At 71.2% G+C, this 17,539-nt stretch carries 16 protein-coding genes; 4 read left to right on the top strand and 12 right to left on the bottom strand.

Translation table 11 applies throughout. The features are described from left to right. A complete protein-coding gene (locus tag OHA55_RS16820; RefSeq protein ID WP_266707115.1) occupies window positions 1–1,836 on the top strand; it encodes a prolyl oligopeptidase family serine peptidase in 1,836 nt (611 codons plus the stop codon). A 62-nt stretch (window positions 1,837–1,898) separates the two neighbouring features. Continuing rightward, window positions 1,899–2,807, top strand: coding sequence for an SURF1 family protein (locus OHA55_RS16815; RefSeq protein ID WP_266707113.1), 909 nt, complete (start codon window positions 1,899–1,901; stop codon window positions 2,805–2,807). Window positions 2,808–3,110: 303 nt separating this feature from the next. Here OHA55_RS16815 and OHA55_RS16810 read toward each other — a convergent pair whose 3' ends face one another. The 8 genes from OHA55_RS16810 to OHA55_RS16775 form a co-directional block, all read right to left on the bottom strand. Beyond that, window positions 3,111–4,817: a hypothetical protein gene (locus tag OHA55_RS16810; RefSeq protein WP_266707111.1), complete on the bottom strand. Its 1,707-nt coding sequence runs from the start codon at window positions 4,815–4,817 to the stop codon at window positions 3,111–3,113. Beyond that, a complete protein-coding gene (locus OHA55_RS16805) occupies window positions 4,814–5,398 on the bottom strand; it encodes a SigE family RNA polymerase sigma factor (RefSeq protein ID WP_323180476.1) in 585 nt (194 codons plus the stop codon). The genes OHA55_RS16810 and OHA55_RS16805 overlap by 4 nt, the downstream gene beginning before the upstream one ends. 678 nt (window positions 5,399–6,076) lie before the next feature. After that, window positions 6,077–7,156: an aspartate-semialdehyde dehydrogenase gene (locus OHA55_RS16800; protein ID WP_266707107.1), complete on the bottom strand. Its 1,080-nt coding sequence runs from the start codon at window positions 7,154–7,156 to the stop codon at window positions 6,077–6,079. Next, on the bottom strand, window positions 7,153–8,424 hold the full coding sequence (locus OHA55_RS16795; protein WP_266707105.1) for an aspartate kinase: 1,272 nt from the start codon (window positions 8,422–8,424) through the stop codon (window positions 7,153–7,155). Before OHA55_RS16795 ends, OHA55_RS16800 begins: the two co-directional genes overlap by 4 nt. Before the next feature lie 271 nt (window positions 8,425–8,695). Further along, window positions 8,696–9,031 carry a LamG-like jellyroll fold domain-containing protein gene (locus OHA55_RS16790; RefSeq protein WP_266707103.1) on the bottom strand — a complete coding sequence of 112 codons (336 nt, stop codon included), beginning with the start codon at window positions 9,029–9,031 and terminating at the stop codon, window positions 8,696–8,698. Between the two features lie 15 nt (window positions 9,032–9,046). Next, a complete protein-coding gene (locus OHA55_RS16785) occupies window positions 9,047–10,321 on the bottom strand; it encodes a hypothetical protein (protein WP_266707101.1) in 1,275 nt (424 codons plus the stop codon). A gap of 473 nt (window positions 10,322–10,794) precedes the next feature. Further along, the gene (locus tag OHA55_RS16780; RefSeq protein ID WP_266707099.1) at window positions 10,795–11,781 is read right to left on the bottom strand and encodes a hypothetical protein; all 987 of its coding nucleotides are present in this window, start codon (window positions 11,779–11,781) and stop codon (window positions 10,795–10,797) included. Between the two features lie 89 nt (window positions 11,782–11,870). Then, the gene (locus OHA55_RS16775; RefSeq protein ID WP_266707097.1) at window positions 11,871–12,506 is read right to left on the bottom strand and encodes a TetR/AcrR family transcriptional regulator; all 636 of its coding nucleotides are present in this window, start codon (window positions 12,504–12,506) and stop codon (window positions 11,871–11,873) included. Between the two features lie 108 nt (window positions 12,507–12,614). Here OHA55_RS16775 and OHA55_RS16770 point away from each other — a divergent pair, with 108 nt between their 5' ends. Continuing rightward, a complete protein-coding gene (locus OHA55_RS16770; protein ID WP_266707095.1) occupies window positions 12,615–13,379 on the top strand; it encodes an SDR family NAD(P)-dependent oxidoreductase in 765 nt (254 codons plus the stop codon). 114 nt (window positions 13,380–13,493) lie between these two features. Here OHA55_RS16770 and OHA55_RS16765 read toward each other — a convergent pair whose 3' ends face one another. The 3 genes from OHA55_RS16765 to OHA55_RS16755 form a co-directional block, all read right to left on the bottom strand. Further along, window positions 13,494–14,153 (bottom strand): DUF5063 domain-containing protein, encoded by a 660-nt coding sequence (locus tag OHA55_RS16765; protein WP_266707093.1) that lies wholly within the window; start codon window positions 14,151–14,153, stop codon window positions 13,494–13,496. 86 nt (window positions 14,154–14,239) lie between these two features. Further along, window positions 14,240–14,839 carry a recombination mediator RecR gene (gene recR / locus OHA55_RS16760; protein WP_266707091.1) on the bottom strand — a complete coding sequence of 200 codons (600 nt, stop codon included), beginning with the start codon at window positions 14,837–14,839 and terminating at the stop codon, window positions 14,240–14,242. Between the two features lie 116 nt (window positions 14,840–14,955). Further along, the gene (locus OHA55_RS16755; RefSeq protein ID WP_266710718.1) at window positions 14,956–15,291 is read right to left on the bottom strand and encodes a YbaB/EbfC family nucleoid-associated protein; all 336 of its coding nucleotides are present in this window, start codon (window positions 15,289–15,291) and stop codon (window positions 14,956–14,958) included. Between the two features lie 380 nt (window positions 15,292–15,671). On the opposite strand from OHA55_RS16755, the gene OHA55_RS16750 reads away from it, so the two are divergent. Continuing rightward, window positions 15,672–16,472 (top strand): SLATT domain-containing protein, encoded by an 801-nt coding sequence (locus OHA55_RS16750; RefSeq protein WP_266707089.1) that lies wholly within the window; start codon window positions 15,672–15,674, stop codon window positions 16,470–16,472. A 212-nt stretch (window positions 16,473–16,684) separates the two neighbouring features. Here OHA55_RS16750 and OHA55_RS16745 read toward each other — a convergent pair whose 3' ends face one another. Then, on the bottom strand, window positions 16,685–17,335 hold the full coding sequence (locus tag OHA55_RS16745; RefSeq protein WP_266707087.1) for a hypothetical protein: 651 nt from the start codon (window positions 17,333–17,335) through the stop codon (window positions 16,685–16,687). Window positions 17,336–17,539: the final 204 nt, after the last annotated feature.

Raw genomic sequence — 17,539 nt, 5'->3', positions numbered from 1 at the left:
ATGAGCGACACACAGAACGCCTCGACCTCTCCGGACTGGGAGCAGCGGTTCCGCGCACCCCGGGTGTCCCTGCCCGACTGGGCGGAGGACGCCCCGGAGCGCTCGCTCTTCGTGTCGAACGCGACCGGTACGTACGAGCTGTACGCATGGGACCGGTCGACCGGTCTGCAACGGCAGGTGACCGACCGGCCGAACGGCACGACCGACGGCGAGCTGACCCCGGACGGTTCCGCGATCTGGTGGTTCAGCGACACGGACGGCGACGAGTTCGGTGTCTGGATGCGGCAGCCGTTCGGCGGCGGCGAGGACGTGCCGGCGGCGCCCGGTCTTGAGCCGTCCTATCCGGCCGGTCTCGCGATCGGGCGGGACGGCACCGCCGTCATCGGCCGGTCCACCGACGAGGACGGGACGACGATCCATCTGGTGCGGCCGGGCGGCACGGGGATCGTGGAGATCTACCGGCACCGGGAGTCGGCCGGGGTGGGCGATCTGTCGCACGACGGCAGCCTGATCGCGCTGGAGCACACCGAGCACGGCGACGCGATGCATTCGTCGCTGCGCGTGGTGCGTCCGGACGGTTCCACGGTGGCCGAGCTCGACGACACCGAGGGCGGCACGAAGGAGCTGGGTCTTGCGGTGATGGGGTTCGCGCCCGTCGCCGGCGACGCCCGGCTGCTGGTCGGGCACCAGCGGCGGGGCCGCTGGGAGCCGATGATCTGGGACCCGCTCGCGGGCACGGAGACGGAGCTGGAGGTCGATCTCCCCGGAGACGTGAGCGCCGAGTGGTATCCGGACGGCTCCGCGATCCTGATCGAGCACGGCTTCGAGGCCCGCAGCGAGCTGTGGCGCCTGGAACCGGGCGGCCCGGCGCCGGTGCGGGTGGAGACGCCCGCCGGTTTGGTGTCGGGCGCCACGGCCCGCCCGGACGGGACGGTGGAGTACCTCTGGTCCTCGGCCGCCCTTCCTCCGGTCGTCCGTTCCACCACGGGAGCGGTGGTCCTGGACCCGCCAGGTCCGAAGGCGCCCTCCTCGGTGCCGGTGCGGGACGCGTGGGTCGAGGGGCCGGGCGGGCGTGTCCACGCCCTGGTGCAGACCCCGGCTTCGGGCGAGGGCCCGTTCCCGACGGTCTTCGAGATCCACGGCGGGCCGACCTGGCACGACAGTGACGCGTTCGCCTCCGGGCCGGCCGCCTGGGTGGATCACGGCTTCGCGGTCGTGCGGGTGAACTACCGGGGCTCGACGGGGTACGGCAGGGCCTGGACCGATGCTCTGAAGCACCGGGTCGGTCTGATCGAGCTGGAGGACATCGCGGCGGTGCGGGAGTGGGCCGTCGAGTCGGGTCTGGCCGATCCGGACCGCCTGATCCTGGCCGGTGGGTCCTGGGGCGGGTATCTGACCCTGCTCGGTCTCGGCACCCAGCCCGACGTCTGGGCGCTGGGTCTGGCCGCGGTTCCTGTCGCGGACTACGTCACGGCGTACCACGACGAGATGGAGGCGCTGAAGGCGATGGACCGTACGCTGCTGGGCGGTACTCCGGAGGAGGTGCCCGAGCGGTTCGAGGCGTCGTCGCCGCTGACGTACGTCGACGCGGTACGCGCCCCGGTGTACATCTCGGCGGGCGTCAACGATCCGCGCTGTCCCATCCGGCAGGTGGAGAATTACGTGGACCGGTTGAAAGCGCAGGGCGCGGTGCACGAGGTCTACCGCTACGACGCGGGGCACGGCTCGCTGGTGGTGGAAGAGCGAATCAAGCAGGTGGGACTGGAGCTGGACTTCGCTCTGCGCCATCTCCCCGAGGCGCGGAAGAAGGAGGCGGACACCGACGCGCTCGCGTAAGAGCCGGATAAATGGGCGGCCCCCGCTCCCGCTCGGCCGAGCGGGGACCGTACGGTAATGGGGTGTACCGGTTCCTGCTGACCCCGCGATGGTGGGGGATCAACCTCTTCGTCGTGCTGGCCATTCCGTTCTGCGTGTTCATGGGCACCTGGCAGCTCGGCCGCTTCGAGGACCGCGTGCAGACGCACGAACAGGCCGAGAAGCAGCCGGACCCGGGCACCCGCCGGGCGGAGCCGCTGGACTCGCTGTTGCCCGTGGACACGGTCACGTCCGGCCGTCCGGCCACGGCGACGGGGACGTTCGCGGACCAGTTCCTGGTCCCGGGGCGCGAGCTGGACGACCGCAAGGGCTTCTACGTCCTGGATCTGCTGCGTACGGACGGCGGCAAGGCGCTGCCCGTCGTACGCGGCTGGATGCCCGGCGGTACGGAGCAGGCGCGGCAGAACAACACGGTCCCTCCGGCGCCCACCGGCGAGATCACGGTGACCGGTGACCTCCAGGCCTCGGAGAGTGCCTCCAGCGACGGCGTGAACAACGCGGGCGGGCTTCCCGATGGGGAGCTCGGCATCATCAGCGCGGCGACGCTGGTGAACCTCGTGCCGTACGACGTGTACGACGCCTGGGTGACGCTCCCCGCGAGCGGTATCGGGGGCGCGGACGACTCCGGCAACGGCATGCGGGCGGTCCCGGCCGCGGCGGTGGAGGGCAGTGGGCTGGACCTGAAGGCCTTCCAGAACCTGGGATACACCGGTGAGTGGTTCGTCTTCGCAGCGTTCGTGCTCTTCATGTGGTTCCGCCTGCTGCGGCGCGAGGCCGAAGCGGCCCGGGACATCGCCCTGGGCCTGGTCCCCGACCCGGCCACGGTGACGACCGCCGCTACCGCTCCGCCCGCCGCCCGGTCGGCGGCGGGCGCTGCGGAACCGGCCGAACCCGTCGGCACCGCTTCCGGCACCAAGCCGCTCAGCGAGTGACACAGCGAGGGACACAGCTCCTCGGCGGCTGAGGCCGCCCTGCGGCGAGTGGCGCGGGGCGGCGGTACGTGACGCCACGCCTCAGCGACCCGGCCCGCCACCGGTCACGAGTCGGGCCGCTGCTGGTCACGAGTCCGCGCGTCAGTCCGCGCGTCACCAGTCGGCGCGTCACCAGTCCGCGCGTCACCAGTCCGCGCGTCACCAGTCCGCGCGTCACCAGTCCGCGCGTCACCAGTCCGCGCGTCACCAGTCCGCGCGTCACCAGTCCGCGCGTCACCAGTCCGCGCGTCACCAGTCCGCGCGTCACGAGTCGGCGAGGATTCCGGTCCGGTAGATCGTGCCCGCGCAGGCGTGGGTGATCGTCGTCTCCGCGGTCGGCGCTCCCGCTTCCGGGGTGTGCGTCACGGCGATGGTCCCCTCGGACGGGACGGTGTCGGCCGCCAGCGACTGGGCCTCCACGCTCGCCGCCTGGTCCTGCTCTTCGCTCGTCCCCGTCGGTGCCGCGGTCGGCGTGGGCGTGGGACTCGTGGCGGTGGGACAGGTGTCGCTCGGCACGAAGGCGAACTGCACTTCGTACGACATCTCGGGCTTCAGCAGCATGGCCGAGGGTTCGGCGGCGGGGTCGGGCAGCCCGGCGGCGGGGTCGCCCGCGACGTGCTGGACCACCGCGATCTTCGTCGCGTCCGCCGCACCCGTGGTCGTGAAACCCACCGTGCCGGCGGTGCTGACCGAGCACATCGCCGCAGAGGTGTTGACGATCCGGAAGGTGCCGTAGACCGTGCCGTTCGCGTCCGCTGCCCCGGTGGAGGCCGAGGCGACGCCGAGCTGGCCCGGCGCGCAGGCGGGCAGGGCTGCGATCGAGGCGAGTTCCTCTTCGCTGACGGCCCCCGAGGCGGATCTGTCGGAGTCGGTCGGCCCGTCGGTCGCGGAAGGGCTCTCGCCGGCGTCCGGTATCCCGTCGTGCCTGCCGTCCGTGCCCTGCGCGGTCTGTCCGTCGCTCGGCCGCTCCCCCACGACCGCCCCGGACGTGTCGCCCTGCTGGCGCTGGGAGTTCCGGTCGTGCCCGGTGGGAAAGGGGGCCGCGGTGGCCGCGTTCTCGGAGTTCGCCACGTGGACGAAGGCGGGTACGGCGGTACCGATCAACAGTGCCGCGGCGGCCGCGCCGACGACGGCCTGGCGGCGTCGCGCCCGCCGGAGGGGTACGGCGCGGTACAGATGGTCGAGTGCGTTCTCGGCGGGCCGGAGGTCCTGGACCGCTCCCCGCAGCAGGTTCCGCAGCGCCTGCTCCTCGGCCGTCTCGGCCGTCCCGGCCGCGTCTGCGGCGTCGCTCGGGCCGCTGTCGGCCGAACCGCCGCCCGGGCGGCCGGCGCCGAAGCCACCGCTCGGACCGGTACCGCCGTTGCCGCTGCCGCTGCCGCTGCCGCTGCCGCTGCCCGTCGTACCACGTGCCGCGAAGAGTTGGGTCAACGTGCCGGTACCGGGAACTGCGGAGACTTCGTCGCCGAAGCGGCGCGTCTTCTCGCGGGGGCGGGACAGGTCGTCGCGGGCACGGGGCGCCTTGTCGTGCCGGTCGCCGGAGACACCGTGCCCGTCGGAGACACCGTGCCCGTCGGAGACGCCGTGCCGGTCGTCGGAGAGGTCGCCGCCCGCGCCGGTCCGGGTGTCACCGACCGGACCGGTCGGTGCGTCGTGTCCGGTCGCGTCCGCCGGGGCGTCGCCGGGCGTTTCGGCATACCGTCCGGACGGTGTGCATACCGGAGGGCCGTACTCCTCGTCGCCTCCGCGTGTACGGCCGGCCGGCTCGGCCTGTTCGGCGGCCGGCTCGCCCTGCTCGGCGGTTCCGGGCCGCGCGGCCGACGCGGCGGACGCGGTCGGTTCGGCCGAACGCCCGGAACCGGAATCCGCGTCCAGACCCTGGCTCGTGTCCGGCCCTTGGCTGGTGTTCGGCCCGTGGTTCACAGTTCCGCTTCCCGTCCGGTCCGGTTCGTGGCTGAGAGGGCGACCGCTCATGCCTGCGCCTCCATCACGAGGCGCAGAGCGGCGATCCCGCGCGAACCGTACGCCTTGACCGAGCCCAGGGAGATACCAAGGGTATCGGCGACCTGAGCTTCGGTCATGTCCGCGAAGTAGCGGAGCACGAGCACTTCCCGCTGGCGCCGCTGGAGGCCCTTCATCGCCTTGATCAGCGCGTCCCGCTCCAGCTGGTCGTACGCCCCCTCCTCCGCGCTGGCCATGTCCGGCATGGGCTTGGAGAGCAGCTTCAGCCCGAGGATGCGGCGGCGGAGCGCGGAACGGGAGAGGTTGACGACCGTCTGCCTGAGGTAGGCGAGCGTCTTCTCGGGTTCCCGTACGCGACTGCGGGCCGAGTGCACGCGGATGAACGCCTCCTGCACGACGTCCTCGCAGGAGGCGGTGTCGTCCAGCAGCAGCGCGGCGAGGCCGAGGAGCGAACGGTAGTGGGCGCGGTAGGTCTCGGTCAGATGGTCGACCGTCGTTCCCGCCGCCACCGCCTCTTCAGCGCCCTCGCGCTGCGGGGGGAGCCTGACGGGGCTCGTCGCGTTCGCAGCGGTCAGCGGGGAGATCACCGGGATGCCGCCCGCCGCACGGGGCTTGCGGAGCGGGAGCACGGACACCCCCCGCAAGGAGCCGGCCACCGGGATTTCGAGAACCTCTGCCACGCAAGTTGGACACGCTGCCCCCCGTCAGGGTTGTACGCGTGCGGCAGCGCGTTCAGCTCTCTGCGACTCGCCCTCATACGTACCCGCTCTTCCCCAATTGCCCTATTGGTGCGCCCATCACGCAAGAAGTGACGACGAAGACGCCGAACAGCCAACTCACGGTTGCACAGGACCACAGGGCCATCGTCGGATATGACAACGCCGCAGCTCAAGAGGTTAAGGAAGCCGAATTGAACATGTGACCTTCACAGATCCCACAAAACTCTTTCGATCAGACATTTCGATGCCGTACAAAATTGAGCGGCCCTCGAAGCAGTCCCCAACCAGCACCCAACCAGCACCGAAGCAACGCCGGAGCGAGCCCGGACCAGGCCGGAGGCCCCCGGAAACGCGAACGCGCGACTACCCGGCCACCCGCCGACGCGCCACCGGCCCGGGGCCGAGCCATCGCGGAACACCGCCACAACGCGAAAATGGATCACCGCTTCGAACACCGAACGGAAGATCCACCGGCACGAAACCCACACGGAACCCGTTAAGAAACCCACACGGAGCCCCGCGCGGAACCGCACGGAACCTTTGGAACGCGATTCAGGAGCCGCCCAGGGAGGCCGCCAGGGATTCGGCGATCTGGGCCACATTCAGGGCCCCGCCTTTTCGCAGGTTGTCCCCGCAGAGGAACATCTCCAGGCCCTGCGGGTCGTCCAGGGAGCGGCGTACCCGGCCGGCCCAGGTGGGATCGGTCCCGACCACGTCCGACGGGGTCGGGAAGTCGCCCGAGGCGGGGCTGTCGAAGAGGACGACACCGGGGGCGGTGGCCAGGATCTCGTGGGCCCGGCCGACGGTGACCTCGTCCTCGAAGCGCGCGTGGACGGACATCGAGTGCGTGGTGACGACGGGGACGTACACGCAGGTGATGGCGGTACGCAGGTGGGGCAGGCCGAGGATCTTGCGGCATTCCTCGCGGATGGAGAGTTCCTCGGAGGACCAGCCGTCGCCCGCGTCCGTACCGGCCCAGGGCACGACGTTCAGCGCGACGGGGGCGGGGAAGGGGCTGGTGGGGCGGTCACCGAGGGCGCGGCGTACGTCCCCGGGGCGAGTGCCCAGCTCCGCACCGGCCGCCAGGCCGGCGGACACGACGCCGAGTTCCGAGCGCAGGGCGGCGACGCCGTCGCGGCCCCGGCCGCTCACGGCCTGGTAGGTGGAGACGGTCAGTTCGCGCAGGCCGAAGGCGGCGTGCAGCGCGCCGACCGGGACGATCAGCGAGAGCGTGGTGCAGTCCGGCGAGGCGACGATTCCGCGCGGGCGGGTACGGGCCGCGTGCGGGTTGACCTCGGGGACGACCAGCGGCACGTCCTGGTCGAGGCGGAAGGCGGTGGAGCCGTCGACCACGGCGGCGCCCCGGGACGCGGCGACGGGTGCCCAGAGGGCCGCGACCTTGTCGGGCACCAGGAAGACGGCGATGTCGACGCCGTCGAAGACGTCCTCGGAAATCGGGAGGACTTCCTTCTCCTCGCCGCGTACGGCCAGCTTGCGGCCGGCCGAACGCGGTGAGGCGATCAGCTTCACCTCGCCCCAGACGTCCGCGTGCTGCGAAAGGATCTGGAGCATGACGCCGCCGCTCGCCCCGGTCGCACCGACGACCGCGAGCGAGGGGCGGCGTGCGGTCATCGGCCGGTGCCTCCGTAGACGACGGCCTCGTCGGAGTCGCTGTCGAGACCGAAGGCGGTGTGCACGGCGCGGACGGCCTCGTTGACGTCGTCGGCGCGGGTGACCACCGAGATGCGGATCTCGGAGGTCGAGATGAGCTCGATGTTCACACCGGCGTCGGAGAGCGCCTCGAAGAATCCGGCGGTGACGCCCGGGTTCGTCTTCATGCCCGCGCCGACCAGCGAGATCTTGGCGATCTGGTCGTCGTAGCGCAGCGAGTCGAAGCCGATGGTCCCCTTGGCCCGCTCCAGGGCGTCGATGGCCTTGCGGCCCTCGGCCTTGGGGAGGGTGAAGGAGATGTCCGTCAGCCCCGTCGCGGCAGCGGAGACGTTCTGGACCACCATGTCGATGTTGACTTCGGCGTTGGCGATGGTGCGGAAGATCGCGGCGGCCTCGCCCGGCTTGTCGGGGACGCCGACGACGGTGATCTTGGCCTCGGAGACGTCATGGGCGACTCCGGAGATGATCGCGTGCTCCACCTGCTGGTCCCCTTGCGGCTCGTTGCTGACCCAGGTGCCGCGCAGTCCCGAGAAGGACGAGCGGACGTGGATCGGGATGTTGTATCGGCGTGCGTACTCGACGCAGCGGTGCAGCAGCACCTTGGAGCCGGACGCGGCCAGCTCCAGCATGTCCTCGAAGGAGATCCACTCGATCTTCTGGGCCTTCTTGACGACCCGGGGGTCGGCGGTGAAGACGCCGTCGACGTCGGTGTAGATCTCGCAGACCTCGGCTTCCAGCGCCGCGGCGAGGGCGACGGCGGTGGTGTCGGACCCACCGCGGCCGAGGGTGGTGATGTTCTTGCCCTCCTGGCTCACGCCCTGGAACCCGGCGACGATGGCGATGTTGCCCTCGTCGATCGAGGTCCGGATGCGGCCGGGCGTGACATCGATGATGCGCGCCTTGTTGTGGACGGAGTCGGTGATGACGCCGGCCTGGCTGCCCGTGAACGACTGGGCCTCGTGGCCCAGGTTTTTGATCGCCATGGCCAGCAGGGCCATGGAGATCCGCTCTCCGGCGGTCAGGAGCATGTCGAACTCACGCCCGGCAGGCATCGGCGATACCTGCTCGGCGAGATCGATCAGCTCGTCCGTCGTGTCGCCCATCGCGGACACCACGACAACCACCTGGTTGCCGCTCTTCTTGGCATCGACGACTCGCTTGGCGACGCGCTTGATGCCCTCGGCATCGGCTACGGATGAGCCTCCGTACTTCTGCACGACCAGGCCCACGTGCGCTCCTCGCTCATTCCGTTACTGCGGTCGGCTCAGTTTAACGAGCGGCCCGGAATCTCCCTGTCCTTACCAGATGGTGAGATGTCCCGCCCACCAAATGGTCCGGCGTGTCGACCCGAGCCGCTCGTACGAGGCCTATGCCCGTCCCACCGGCCGTCACGCGCGTCTGTGTTCCAGACCACACGGTTCCGGCGCGTTCCGCCACCGGGGGAAGAACGCCGGCCCTGTCCGGGGTCCCACCGCGGCCGGTGGGCGGACCACCGGTGGATCAGGAGCAGGTCAGGCAGGGGTAGTACCCGTTGGCGAGGTCCTGGACCGCCCTCTCGGACAGGGCCCCGGTGTACGCGTGGACCTCGTCCACGGCTCCGCGCAGGTACGAGCCCCCGGCGCCGTCCGCCAGGAGGGTGCGTCCGACCTGGAGGCCTCCGGTGCTCGCCACGGGGGCCTTGAAGGTGGCGCTCACGCCTTCCTCCTTCTGGGCGTCCACGTAGAGCGTGATGCGGTCGGTCCGTGCGTCGTGGACCACTGCCACCCGGTGGGTGCCGGTGGGTACGGTCTCCTTGCTCACCGTCGTGACCTGGGGCGCTGCCCCGTTCTGCGCCACGCTCCGGTTCGCCGCTCACCTCCGGCGCGGCACCGGCACCGTCATCGGGCGACCGGACGCCGCGCGGAGTTCGGCGACCCGGGCGGCGACGTCCTGGCCACGCCGGGGGCGGGCGAGGAAGGTGTCGGGGACGTCGCCGGTGGCGCCACTGGCCTCGTCGCGGTCGATGTCGGCGCGGCACTCCCCGCAGACCCCGTCGAACAGGGTGGTCGTGGTCTCGTCCTCGTCGCAGAAGAGGCACATCATCACGGCCCCGGCGATCTCCTCGTGCGCGGGCTGCGAGGCGTGAGGGGCGGGCTGCTGGGTGGGGGGCATCTTGTTCTCCAGTCGGTTACGCAGGAAGGCGACGGCGGAGTGCACCGACGCCGGGAGCCCCGCCGCGAGGACGTGGGTGATCCGGTCGCGCCCCACACCCCGGTCGAGCCATGCGCCGACCAGGGGCTCCAGCTCCACGCACTCGTCGCCGGAGAGCTGGAGCCGGGGGTCACGGACGCCGAGCGCGGCGAGTACGTCGTACGCCTCCGAGCGCGGCGCCCTGGCGCCGGGCTCCAACGCCAGGGCGGCGGCGGAACCGGGCGGCGGGGCGTCCATCCGGCCCGCCATCAGCTCGCCGAGCGAAGCGACCACCGAGGCGGCCGCCGGGACGACCACCGGGGCAGCTCCGCCGGAAGGCTCTGGGGCGACGGGCCCTGCAGCGGGGAACTGCGCGTCTGCGGGCGGCCCGGCAGGGACGGTCGCGTCGTCCGCCGGCGGTGCGGTGTGCCAGGGGGCCGCGCCCGGCACCCGCGCGCCCGGCACCTTCTCGCCCGGCACCTTCCGGCCCGGCGCCTTCTCGTCCGCAACGCCCGCCTGTGGCACGGTCGTCGGGGCGGGCGGCTGGCCGGTCACGTCGATGCCGCGCACGAACCGTACGAACTCCGCCCACCAGGCGGCGTTGCGCGCGGTGCGGGAGAAGTAGGTGCGGGTCACCCAGTGCTTGGTGCCGTTGGCGCCGGTCAAGTGGACCTTGATGCGGCGGAGATGGCCCTCGCGGGTCAGCCGGTCGAGGGCGCTGCGGCAGGCCTGCTGGCCGTAGTCGGGAAGCTCTTCGGCGAGGACCTTGTAGCCGATGGCGGCGCCTTCGGGCAGCCGGTCGATGTAGGCACCGATGGCCGCCTCCCTGGGTGCCAGATGACCGAAGTCGCGGGCGTGCGGGGGTGCTTGGTCGGGTGCGTGGCGTTTGCCGTACCCGGCTTTCGCCATGGGATGGGCGGGCGCGCGCAGGGCGGCACTAATGTTGGCGCTAGCCATGACGGATCGACTTTCTCTCGATCTGGTTGCGGTCAGACCCCGGTCGGTGTTGCCACACCTGCCGGGGTCGTCCGTTTTCCGAGGTTTGAGGTTGCTCAACGCGAACGTAGAGCGTCATCACGCTCCGGCGCAAGCCGATCACGGAAAGCCACCCTCAACCGCGTACATGCCCCACCCGCGCGCTGACGCTCGGGACTTGGCCGGTTCGGTGGGGGAGGGTGGGTGGGTGGGATTCAACCTGACCACCCATTCCTACAAAAGAGGGCTCGGAGTTCGGGGCTCGGGGTTCGGAACTCGTGACTCGGGGATCGAAGTTCGGGGCTCGGAGCTCGGGGCTTGAGCTCCGGGCGGACCTGCGGAAACACCACACGGCCCGAACGGCAATCAACTGCCCCTGAAATCACTCGTACGTGGAGGCGGCCCCGGGCGGCGCAGGGGATGGCGCAGGGGATGGCACATCGGGTGGCACATCGTCAGGCCAGCACCCACCGGGGCGGATGTCCCGCATCGGCCGGGCAGACGAAGACGTGCGCGTCCCGGTCCCGGCCGAAGCGGAGCCGGGTGGGCCGGAGCACGGCCTCGCCGCCCCGGATCGACGCGCCTCCCCGTAGGGACGGGTCACGGTCCTCCAGCGGCACCCAGCTGTGGGAAGGGCCTTCCGTCTCGTACCCCTCGGCGGTCAGCAACAGCCGCATCGGGGCCGCGCAGGAAGCGCAGTCGATGGCCATCGGTCCCGTCGAGGCCCAGCAGGGAAAGCCACCGACCCGCCAGCCGGGCGGGATCGAGAGGTCGGACTGGTAACTGAGGGCGTCGGGGCCGTGTTCCAGCTCCTGGGCCTCGTCCCAGGCGTCGATGCGCGCGATCAGCTCGGCGGGCAGCGAGTCACCCTCCGCCCAGGGGTAGGTGTCCACCTCTTCCGGGTGCAGGACGCACGGCTCGGGGAGTTCGTGTTCCCAGCGGAGCAGGGGTGGTTCGGGCGGAGCTCCGAGCAGTCGCTCCGCGCGCTCGGCCTCCTCCGCCCGTCGCCAGCGCAGGTGGTAGCGGCTTTCGTAGTGCGGCCCGTGGGTGAGGGGGCAGCGGAAGAACTGCACGAGATCCGCCCCGTCCGGCCCGGCGGCCAGATTCGGGACGTCACGGCGGAAGAGCTGCGCGAGCCCGATGAAAGGAACGGGCCCCTCCGCTTCCACGTGCGGCCACGGCCGCCGGGGCGGGTGCACACCCGCCGCCCGGGCGCTGCGGATCTCGTCCGGCGCGTACCCCTCGGCCTCCCGCGGGTGCGGCTCCCGGCAGACCGGCCACGCCTCGTCCTGGGGCCACAGCATCGGCCCGCCGACATGGCTCTCCCGCACCCCGGGCCGCCCCGGCCTGGGGTGCAGACGCGTCGTCCGTCCCCGCCGGGCGGCCAGTTCGGGGAAGACCGCCTCCACGGACACCGGCCTGGCCGGCGTGGTCCTCGTCATGCGGCGAGACCGTACGCGGTGGGCCCGTTCACCGCACCCGGGTTCCGGCAGCCCCTCGTGGGAGCCTGGCCCTTCAGCCCTTCAGCCCTTCAGCCCTGCCGCAGGGCCTCGGCCGCGATGCGCAGCGCCTCGCGCGCGACCTCGTCCAGGGCCCGGTCGGAACCCCCCGGGTTCCACGCGTAGTCCTCGGCGGCGACCCGTAGCGCGACGTTGATCATGGCGGCGGCGACCCGGGGCGCCAGCGCGTCCGGGGACTCCCCGGTGCGCTGGGCGATGGCTTCCGCGAGGACCGACTCGGCCTCCAGGTGGGTCTGGAGCCAGACGGCCCGGAGCCCCGGTTCGGTACGGGTGAGCCGTACCAGGCTGAGTACGTCCGCCGACCCCGCGGTCGGGCGCATGGTGTCGGGCCGCATGGCCTCCAGCGCGTCGATCAGCGGTTCCTGCCCGGAGCCGTCGCGCAGCGCCTCGGCGAGCGAGTCGACGCCGACCGCGAGCAGCGGCTGGACGCACGCCTCCTTGGTCGGGAAGTACCGCCAGAGCGTGCGGGTCGAGACGCCCGCCTCGGCGGCGATCTCGTCGGCGGAGGTGGCGGCGACACCCTTCTCCGCGAAGAGGCGAACCGCGACTTCCGCGATCTCCAGCCGGGTGGCCGCCTTCCGGCGCTCGGTCAGGGGCGGGCGGCCGGCGCGGGCGGACCGAGCGGCAGAGGTCGGAGCGTCTCCCATGGGCTCACCCTAACGATCTCCGCACCATGGCGCGAGATGACTTTCTGGCACTACACGCCAAAAACTCGTACAGTCCGATACGGAACACCAACGCGAGGGAGCACGACCATGAGCACCACCGATTTCCAGGACCGCAGCGTCGTCGTCACCGGCGCGGGCAGCGGCATCGGCCGGGCCACCGCCCTCCGGTTCGCCGCCCAGGGCGCCAAGGTCCTCGTCGCCGACCTGGACAAGGAGCGGGCCGACCAGACCGTCACCGACATCGCGGCGGAGGGCGGCACGGCCGTCGCGGTCGTGGGCGACCTGAGCGAGCAGACCGTGGTGGACCAGGTCGTGCGCACCGCCGTGGAGAACTTCGGCGGCCTCGACGTACTGGTCAACAACGCCGGGATCATGGACTCCATGTCGGCGGCGGCGGACGTCACGGACGGCGAGTGGGAGCGGGTCATCCGCATCAACCTCACCGCGCCGTTCCTGCTGACGCGGGCCGCGCTCCCGCACATGCTGGCGGCCGGAAAGGGCGCGATCGTGAACACCGCCTCGGAGGCCAGCCTGCGCGGCTCGGCCGCGGGCGCCGCGTACACCGCGTCGAAGCACGGCATCGCGGGGCTCACCAAGTCGACCGCCGTCATGTACCGCGGCCAGGGCGTCCGCACCAACGCCATCGCCCCCGGCGGCACCATCACCAACATCCAGGTGAACGCCGACCGCGACGCGCTCGGCCCGGCCGTCCTCGGCTCCTACATGGGCAACGTCGGCAAGCCGGCCTCCGCCGACGAGCAGGCCGCGGCGATCGTCTTCCTCGCCTCGGACGCGGCGAGCAACATCAACGGCGTGATCCTCGCCGTGGACAACGGCTGGTCGGCGGTCTGACACCCGCCTGTCGCCGTGTCCCGACGCCGAAGGGGCCGGGACACGTGGGTGACGCTGTTGGTGAATTCGCCAACAGCGTCACGTGGGTGCCCCGGCCCCTTCGGCCTTCTCTCGCTACTTCACCGGGCGCAGCCCCAGCGGGCCCGCGATCTCCTGGACCATCACCAGACCCGCGGCCTCGGCGAGGTCGTCGTCGCCCGGGTCCTGGTCGGTGTCGAGACCGTCCAGCTCCGCGAGCGGCTGGTTGAGACGGATGTGCGCGATCAGCGACTGGAGCGCCCGCAGGGTCGCGGAGGCCGTCGAGCCCCAGTTGGAGAAGTACGAGAACTGCCACCACCACAGCGCCTCGGCCGTGCGGTCCGCCTCGTAGTGGGCGAGACCGTGGCCGAGGTCGGTGACGAGGTCGGCCAGGTCGTCGGAGATCCGGTGCGGTACGGGCGCCTTGCGGGGCTCGTACGGGTCGAAGACCTCGGAGTACACGTCGATCGGCTCCAGCAGGGCGGCGAACCGCTCCCGCAGGCCGTCCGCGTCCGGCTCGGCGCCCAGGTCCGGCTCGTACCGCTCGTCCGGGAGGATGTCCTGGTACGCGCCCAGCCGGCCGCCCGCGAGGAGCAGCTGGGAGACCTGGAGCAGCAGGACCGGAACGGCTTCCTCCGGTTCCTGGACCTTGGACACCTCGGTGACCGCGACGATGAACGTCTTGATCTGGTCCGCGATCTGGACGGCGAAGTCGTCCGGGTCCTGCGTGACGGAGTTCAGCGTGGCGTCAGACATCGAGGGAACCTCCCGTGGGCACCTGCACGAACGGCGGCTGGCTGGAACTTCTGCAACGTACCCGCGCCGGACATCGTGAAGCCGTCTCAGACATCGAGAAGCCGTCTCCCCTCGAAGGCGCGGCCCAGGGTCACCTCGTCCGCGTACTCCAGGTCTCCGCCCACGGGCAGACCACTGGCGAGACGGGTGACGCGGAGCCCCATGGGCTTGATCATCCGCGCCAGGTACGTCGCGGTGGCCTCGCCCTCAAGGTTCGGGTCGGTCGCCAGGATCAGCTCCGTGATGGAGCCGTCGGCGAGCCGGGCGAGCAGCTCACGGATGCGCAGATCGTCGGGACCCACGCCCTCGATGGGGCTGATCGCGCCGCCGAGCACGTGGTAGCGGCCCCGGAACTCACGGGTCCGCTCGATCGCGACGACGTCCTTCGGCTCCTCGACCACGCAGATGACCGTCAGGTCGCGGCGGGTGTCGCGACAGATGTTGCACTGCTCCTGCTGGGCGACGTTGCCGCAGACCGAGCAGAAACGGACCTTGTCCTTGACCTCCAGGAGGGCATGGGCGAGGCGCCGCACATCGGTGGGCTCCGCCTGCAGAACGTGGAAGGCGATCCGCTGCGCGCTCTTGGGACCGACGCCCGGGAGCCTTCCCAGTTCGTCGATGAGGTCCTGAACAACGCCTTCGTACAACGGAACGCCTTTCCTTCAATTCCTGCTCGTACCGTAGTGGGTACGCGTGGGTACCCATAGGGGTGCCGGGGAGCCCGGGTCACCCGAGGGTCACCGGGACCAAAGGCCGACAGCGCTCAGAACGGCAGGCCGGGCATCCCGCCCAGGCCCTGCGCCAGCGGGCCGAGCTTCTCCTGCTGGAGCGCGGTGGCGTTCTCGTTGGCCGCCTGGACCGCCGCGACGACGAGATCGGCCAGGGTCTCGGTGTCCTCGGGGTCCACCGCCTTCGGGTCGATCACCAGGGCGCGCAGCTCACCGGAGCCGTTCACGGTGGCCTTCACCAGACCACCACCCGCCTGACCCTCCACCTCGGTTTGCGCCAGCTCCTCCTGGGCCGCCGCGAGATCCTGCTGCATCTTCTGGGCCTGCTGGAGCAGCTGCTGCATATTGGGCTGGCCACCACCGGGAATCATGGTCACTCCTGGGCTTCTCGAGGGCGGATGTTTGGCTAAAACGAGCCTACGTGCTCGTCGGGTGCCCCGCTCCACCCATCGGACGCAACTCTTTCGAGTGAGTTTTGTGGCACCAAGAAAACGCCCTATACCTGACCAGAGGCCGACAGCACGCTGTAATACCGCGTTTTCGCTCCCAGGGCCCACCATTCGGCGGTAGGAAGAGCATGCGTACCGCCACACACCAATCGCACCGCCGGTAGCGCAGAGTCAGCACGGCCAGTCGCCGGAGCTGGCGCAACGGGCCCTGAGCGGGCCGGTCGGCGGCGTCGGTGAACGTCAGTGGAGATACCCGAGACAGACCCTCCGTAGTTCCACGCAGAGTGCAGAGGAGTGCCCCGGTGAGCCAGCCGGAGATGCCGCCCGAGGGGCCGCCCCGCAAGGAATCCGCTGCGGGGTCGTCCGGTGACAGCACCGGAGTCACGCATTCCGCCCAGGAACCGGGCGGCCCGGCGGGACCGGGACGCGATCTCTCCGCCCGCCCCTTCCCGCTCGGCGACTGGGGCGAGCCCGCCGAACGCCTGGACGAGCTGTACCGGTGGGTCGAGACGGGCGCCCTGGAGACGGCGGCCTGGTACCTGAAGGACCGCACCTGGAAGCGGCGCGGCGCGCGCGGGCTGCGGGTCGGCACCTCGGTCGGCGTCGTCGCGGGCGCGACGCTGCCGCTGCTCGACCTGACGGGCGCGCTGAACGGCTCCGCCGGATACGGCTACTTCTCCCTGCTGCTCGGCGCCGCCTGCATGGCCTGCGACCGGTACTTCGGCCTGACCTCCGGCTGGATAAGGGATCTCGCCACGGCGCAGGCCGTACAACGCAGGCTCCAGGTGCTCCAGTTCGACTGGGCCTCGGAGTCCGTACGCGAGGTGCTCGGCCCCACCGAGGGCACCGCGAGCGAGGCGGCCGAGCGCTGCCTCGGGGTGCTGCGCCGGTTTTCCGAGGACATCACGGAACTCGTACGGTCCGAGACCGCGGACTGGATGGTGGAGTTCCGCGCCGGACCCGCCCCGATGGGGATGCAGTCCCTCGCGACGGGCGCCGGCATCGGCCGGGGCGAGCAGAGCGGGCCGCCGGGCCGCTTCTCGCTCCCCTCGGTGACCCGGCCGAACATGCCCCGCCAACGGCCGCCGGAGCCGCCCCGGTGAGGTGATCCGGCACGTCGTCGGGAGGGCTCCGGCGGCTTCAGGGCTGCTTGAGGACTGCTTCCGGACTGCTTCCGGACTGCTTCAGGACTGCTTCAGGACTGCTTCAGGGCGTTCTTGCCTCAGTCGCCGGCGATGACGCTGGCGCTGTGGCTGTGGCTGTGGCTGTGGCTTCGCTGTGGCTGTGGGTGTCACTGTCACTGTCACTGTCACTGTCAGCTGAAGATGATCATCGAGCCCTGCGCGAGGCTGCGGGTCGCCGCCGCATGCAGGCCCAGCCAGACGTGCCGCTCCCTGGCGAACGGGCTCTCGTCGTACGCGATCGGGTCGGCCGGCTCCTCCAGCTCGGTGGGCCTGGTGGGCGGCGCGGGCGGCGCCGGGGGGTTACCGGGATCGATACCGAGGGACGGGGCGACGAACTCCAGTTCGCGCAGCAGGCCGTGCGAGGACCCGAGCGGACCGCCGCCCTCCAGCAGGGTGTCGTTGGAGAGGGGTACCGGGAAGTCCACCGGGACGTACGCCCCCGCATGGTCGAAGTGCCAGACCAGGTGCGACTGCTGAGCGCTCTGCTCGAACATCTCCAGGAGCTGTTCGTAGTCCCCGCCCAGACCGTCGACCGGAGTGACCGCCAGCCCGCTGAGCTGGAGCAGATAGGCCCGGCGCAGGAAGTGCAGCGCCTCGTAGTCGAAGCCCGCGACCGGGGCGACGTCCCCGGTGAGCCCCGGCATGTACGCGTACACGGGAACGGGCGGGAGACCTGCCTCCCCCAGCGCGTGGTCGAAGACGGCGATCTCTTCGGCGAATGGGTTGTCGGGGCTGTGGCACAGCACATCGACGAGGGGGACGAGCCACAGGTCACAGGCCACGAAGTCTCGCTCTCACACGGGTTGGGCGCTCGTCGGGACAGCGTAATGCGACGGGTGGGCCGCGCACAGGGTTCGTGCGGTCACGGAATCGGGACGAATCCGGGCACGGCAATCGCGGAACACCCCATGCGCCGCAAGGGATCACACGTGTCGCCACCGCCCCAGGGGTTCGGGGGCAACGGCAGGGCCCGAAGGGGCAGCGAC

The sequence above is a fragment of the Streptomyces sp. NBC_00102 genome, from assembly GCF_026343115.1.
Lineage (GTDB): Bacteria > Actinomycetota > Actinomycetes > Streptomycetales > Streptomycetaceae > Streptomyces.
This window is presented reverse-complemented; position numbering and strand designations above follow the sequence as displayed.